The organism is uncultured Psychrobacter sp. (assembly GCF_947488565.1).
Taxonomy (GTDB): Bacteria; Pseudomonadota; Gammaproteobacteria; order Pseudomonadales; family Moraxellaceae; genus Psychrobacter; species Psychrobacter saeujeotis.
On sequence record NZ_CANKZC010000020.1, the window covers coordinates 1 to 434 of the forward strand.

Genomic DNA, 434 nt, shown 5'->3' on the forward strand with positions numbered 1-434 from the left:
CTCATCTCAACGTTGTCACCAGGCATAACCATTTCAGTACCGTCTTGTAACTGGATTGCGCCAGTGACGTCAGTGGTACGGAAGTAGAACTGTGGACGATAGCCGTTTAGGAATGGTGTGTGACGACCACCCTCTTCTTTTGACAGTACGTATACTTCGGCGTCAAAGTTGGTGTGCGGGGTGATTGAACCTGGCTTGGCTAGTACTTGACCACGTTGTACGTCTTCACGCTTGGTGCCACGTAGTAGTACGCCACAGTTTTCACCAGCACGACCTTCGTCTAGTAGTTTGCGGAACATCTCAACACCAGTACAGGTGGTTTTTTGCGTGTCACGGATACCAACGATTTCGATCTCGTCACCAACTTTTACGATGCCTGATTCAACACGGCCAGTTACGACGGTACCACGACCTGAGATTGAGAATACGTCTTC

The 434-nt window shown here is 49.5% G+C and carries 1 protein-coding gene; it reads right to left on the reverse strand.

The window, feature by feature from the left end:
- Nucleotides 1-434: EF-Tu/IF-2/RF-3 family GTPase (locus Q0890_RS13640; RefSeq protein WP_299222069.1), on the reverse strand; the 434-nt coding region annotated here is incomplete at both ends.